Annotated in this window: 7 protein-coding genes; 2 read left to right on the top strand and 5 right to left on the bottom strand. The window is 26.3% G+C overall.

The features are described from left to right. Positions 1-229: 229 nt before the first annotated feature. The 4 genes from ACRC03_RS00270 to ACRC03_RS00255 all read right to left on the bottom strand — a co-directional run bounded on the left by ACRC03_RS00270 (position 230) and on the right by ACRC03_RS00255 (position 2,299). Positions 230-367 carry a BBE domain-containing protein gene (locus ACRC03_RS00270; protein WP_438650537.1) on the bottom strand — a complete coding sequence of 46 codons (138 nt, stop codon included), beginning with the start codon at positions 365-367 and terminating at the stop codon, positions 230-232. Positions 368-520: 153 nt separating this feature from the next. Continuing rightward, complete coding sequence (locus ACRC03_RS00265) at positions 521-730, bottom strand: hypothetical protein (RefSeq protein ID WP_438650536.1); 210 nt, start codon at positions 728-730, stop codon at positions 521-523. A 17-nt stretch (positions 731-747) separates the two neighbouring features. Beyond that, positions 748-1,554 carry an FAD-binding oxidoreductase gene (locus ACRC03_RS00260; protein ID WP_438650535.1) on the bottom strand — a complete coding sequence of 269 codons (807 nt, stop codon included), beginning with the start codon at positions 1,552-1,554 and terminating at the stop codon, positions 748-750. Between the two features lie 79 nt (positions 1,555-1,633). Continuing rightward, positions 1,634-2,299 (bottom strand): hypothetical protein, encoded by a 666-nt coding sequence (locus tag ACRC03_RS00255; protein WP_438650534.1) that lies wholly within the window; start codon positions 2,297-2,299, stop codon positions 1,634-1,636. A gap of 154 nt (positions 2,300-2,453) precedes the next feature. Between ACRC03_RS00255 and ACRC03_RS00250 the strand changes: the two genes are divergently transcribed. Then, positions 2,454-3,218, top strand: a complete 765-nt coding sequence (locus ACRC03_RS00250) for a response regulator transcription factor (RefSeq protein WP_438650533.1) — start codon at positions 2,454-2,456, stop codon at positions 3,216-3,218. Positions 3,219-3,221: 3 nt separating this feature from the next. Beyond that, positions 3,222-4,607: a sensor histidine kinase gene (locus ACRC03_RS00245; RefSeq protein WP_438650532.1), complete on the top strand. Its 1,386-nt coding sequence runs from the start codon at positions 3,222-3,224 to the stop codon at positions 4,605-4,607. 97 nt (positions 4,608-4,704) lie between these two features. Here ACRC03_RS00245 and ACRC03_RS00240 read toward each other — a convergent pair. Beyond that, a partial coding sequence (locus ACRC03_RS00240; RefSeq protein ID WP_438650531.1) for a cysteine hydrolase family protein occupies positions 4,705-4,907 on the bottom strand: 203 nt, incomplete at its 5' end.

Below are 4,907 nucleotides of genomic sequence, written 5' to 3'. Positions count from 1 at the left end.
TTCTTGTTCATTTTGAAATAACATATAGAAAATACCCTTTCTTATTTTATGATTATTTGTTGGCAAACTTATTAAATCATATTTATAATAAAAAGGGTATTATTTTTATAAAAATTGAACAATTTATTTCTTGGAAGTTCCTAATGGAAAATAAATAATTAAAAATTAAAAGCCTCGTAGAATATTTATTTTACGAGGCTAAATTGCATTATTATATGAAATTAATAGTTTATAGCGACTTAATGCTCTGAGGAAAAGTAAATATATTTAAAGGATCATATTTACTTTTAACATTTTTAAGATTACAAATATTTTTTCCAAAATAATTACATCCATAATTAGATAGTTGTAACAGAGGAAAGTTAATATAGGAACCAATTGTAATGCTGTATATATAATTAAAGTTGTTTAATACCCAATGAACATTAGCCTCTTTATAAAAATTATCTTCCCATGCAGACTGTATAAGTAAAATATACTTAGCATCTCTAAAATAAAACGCTGTATCATATTTATCTACCTAACCAACCTTACCACCAAGACCATAAACATTAAGACCAGTGTAAAGTGAGTTTGGAGGCATTTTTTCATTTATAATATCTACTAATCCTGAAAGTTCCTCTAAAGAGTAGTATCTATTTACAAATCTTCCAGTAGACTTAAAGTGTTCATAATGAGGGTAGGAACTAGCTATTTTATTTACTACGTTTATATAAACATCGTACTCCAAGTTTATTTCTGCACCTTCTATATTATAAAAAGGCTCAAGAAGCTTTTGAGTATCCTCAAGGTTTTTATAACTAATACCTCTAAAATAAGCGTAAAGACCTTCTTCTTAGTATTATAAAGACCACCACTTAAATTAATATCATTGTCTACTGAGCTAATCCATTTTTGCCAAGTATCTAAAACTTTTACTTGGATATTTTTATTTATACCAGGATAGTACATTCTAACATAAGTTACTTTGTCTACTTTAGGAGGAAGGCTAAATGTCATAGAGGTTATAACACCAAAGTTTCCGCCACCTGCACCTTGTAATGCCCAAAATAAGTCAGAATTTTTATCTTTATTTGCAGTTAATACACAACCTTTATAATTAACTAATTCAACTTCTACTAAGGAGTCACATCCTAACCCAAATTTACGAGCAGAATATCCCCAACCACCGCCTAGTGCATAGCCACTTACACCTACAGTAGGACAAGTACCTCCAGAGAAGGGATAGCCTTCATTTGAAATGTAATTGTATAACTCCGTATTCTTAGTTCCACCATCTAATTTGACAGTATTATTTACATAATCAATTTTCGTATTATTCATTTTACTTATATCTATTACTACACAATCATTACCTGTTGAATATCCTTCATAGTTATGGCCACCAGAACGTATTCTTATAGGCAAATGATGCTTTCTTGCATAGTGTATAATTTCACTTACATCAGAAGTATTTTCACAATAAGCTATTAGATAAGGAAATTTATTAATAGCTCTATTCCATTCTTGTATAGAGGTATTATACTCTGGACTTTTGGGAGTTATTATTATCACAATATCACCTTTAATTAATATATTTTTATATAATATATGACGATATAATACAAATAGTGACATAGAACATACATTTAATCTATTTAATAGTCTTTTTAAATTCTTTATATCCAATTAATATTACCCAAACATACGCTAATGTTTTAGGAATCATAAGCATACCTACTAAAAAGTTTTCTGAAGCCCAAAGTACAACAGGAGCATAGAATCCAAATGATAGTATTACAGCGATAGCAAGTTTTTTGTAATCTTTATCATTATACTTAACTCCGTAGCTATATAAAAGATAAATCATTATAATACCCATTATTGCAAATGGTATATTTCTATAGATTCCCCAACTAATTGGTGGATTGTTTACAAACCAATCATTTTGAGGGAATAGACAAAGTACTATTCTAATTGCTGCTAATAGATACATAGCTATATCTAGTTTCCTAGAATTCTTAACGTCAAATCTAACTTTCCAAATCTTATAAAGAATTAAGTAAAATATTGTCATAGTTATAGATGTAATTAATTTACCAAATCCTAAAGCTGCTGCATGATTTTCTAAACCTGTAGTTAATAAGGCATTTATTCTAGGTATAAGATGGAATGCATCTCCAAAACCTAAAACTATAGACATTATACCGAATAGTTTAAAGTATTGATTGTTTTTTGATTTTCTAACCATTTGTATTCCTAAAGTAATAACTGTAGTAAGATATACTACATGAAAAATTGGTTCCATAATTGCTTGCATAGCAAAACCTCCTAAATAATTGTATTTAATCTTTTTGCAAGATGTATTGATTAAATACTTTACTTTATTTTAACATTTATATCTTTAGTCAATATAAAAATAATCTTAAATTCATCTTAAATATTTTATAGAAGTAGAATCTTAGTAGAATTTAGTGATATTATATAACTTATATCAAAGAAAAGGAATGAGACAGATGAGCAATATATTTGATAAGTATAAGGTATTAATAATTGATGATGAACAAGATATTACTGATATTTTAGATACAGTATTAAGAAGAGAAGGTTTTAAAAATATTTTCATATCTGATAATGGTAATGATGGAATTGAACTATTTAAAAAGGTTGATCCAGATATAGTACTATTAGATATTATGTTACCAGATATAAGTGGATACGATGTTTTTAATGAATTAAGAAAAATTAGCCAAGTCCCAATTTTATTTATATCAGCAAAAGATGAAGAAGTAGATAGATTACTTGGCTTTGCAATAGGAGCAGATGACTATATTACTAAACCTTTTAGTGCAAAAGAAGTAGCTTTTAGATTAAAGGTAAGATTAAAAGCTATTAATGATATTTCAAATCAAAAAAATGAAAATAAAAATAGAATAATAAAATTTGATGATATCGTAATAAATGAAGAAAAGGGTGAAGTTTTCAAAGGAGAAAAAAAACTAGAGTTAACTGCAAAGGAACTAAAACTATTAATGTATTTAGTTAATAGCCCAAATAGAATTATTAGTAAAGAAAATATTTGTAAAGAAGTATGGGGAGAAGACTTTTTTGGATATGACAATACTATAACAGTGCATATAAGAAAACTTAGAACTAAAATTGAAGATAATCCATCAAAACCTAAATATATAACAACGGCAATAGGGCTAGGATATAAGTTTGTAATGAAGGGAGATTAATCTATGAAAAGAAAGATTATACTTCATTACTTTTCATCATTTATAGTAGCTTGTTCAGTTATTTTTATTATAAATATTGCTTTTATGAGAACTAATATTTATAATAAAGGGGCACTTTATGATTATCATCCAGAAGAGATAATATCCTCTTTTAAGAATTATATATACTTAAGCGAAAATAAGGAAATATTAGTTAATAATAATGGAATAAACCTCTTAGAGAAAGATAATATGGGAATACAAATTTTAGATAATAACAACAATGAGGTTTATGCGTACCAAAAGCCTAGTAATGCACCATTACATTATTCTAATGTTGCTATAATAAATACCTATACTAAAGGAGATAATACCTTATTTTTGGAGGAAAAAGTTTTAAATGATACAACTTATACTTATTTATTATTCTTAGATAAAAATAAGGTAAATAGAGTAAATTACTCCTATGATGTTACTTTAGTAAAAAAAGCTCACCAATTTCTAGTATTAATTGTAATAAATGTTGTTTTAATACTAATAATGAGTTTTTTATTTACTCTCAAAATAACAAAACCTATAAATAGAATAGTAGATAAAATAGAAAACCTGTATAAGGGGAATTACAAAAGGAATTCTATAGATAAAGGTATATATTTTGAAGTGGAAGACAGTTTAAATGAGTTGTGTGATAGGTTAAACAATAATGAAATTGAAAGAAAAAAACTTGAGGAAATGAAAGAAGATTGGATTTCAAATATTACTCATGATATTAAAACACCACTTACTTCGATTATAGGAAATGCTGAAATAATAGCTGATATAGATTATGAAATGGAAGATAAAACAAGGGTTAAGTACTGTAACACTATAATAAGCAGAAGTGAATATATTAAAACTTTAGTAGAAGACTTAAATTTATCAACAAGATTGAAAAACAATACTTTAGTTTTAAATAAAAATAAAGTAAATATAGTATCCTTAATCAGACATATATTGATAGATATTATAAATGATGAAAAATACAATTATGATAATATAGCATTTAACTATTCAGATGAAGAAATATTACTAAACTTAGATGAACAATTAATAAAAAGAGTAATGATAAATCTAATAACAAATGCATTTGTTCACAACAATAATGATGTTAAGATAGTTATTAAAATAGAAAAAATATATAACAATAAGGTACATATTTCAATAAGTGATAATGGCAAAGGAGTATCAGAAGAAGAATTAAGATACATTTTCAAAAGATACTATAGAGGAACAAATACAAGAAAAAAAATAGAAGGCTCAGGGTTAGGTATGGCTATAGCCCACGATATTGTCAAGGCCCATGGAAGTAATATAGAGGCTACAAGTAAATTAAATGAAGGATTAATAATAGATATAATTATTGAAATATAGAATATAGCTATTAAAGATAGTTAAGAGTTTTGCACAAAAAAGACTATAATTAAGTAAGCTTGGTTTTACACATACTTAATTATAGTCTTTTTATTATTTATGAAAACATATTGTATAACTCTTCAACGTTAAGAACTTGACTTCTTCCAAATCTAAGCATCTCTAATCCCATTTCTTTTCTCTCTGGACTAAATGAAGCTGTAGTTTCAATAGGAACTATACAATTATAATCTAGTGAAAATGCATAACTACATGTTTCTAAAACACAAACATCTGTAGCAGCACCTACTATTATTAAGT

It is taken from the genome of Romboutsia sp., from assembly GCF_051659545.1.
Taxonomy (GTDB): domain Bacteria; phylum Bacillota; class Clostridia; order Peptostreptococcales; family Peptostreptococcaceae; genus JBOFOR01.
This window is presented reverse-complemented; position numbering and strand designations above follow the sequence as displayed.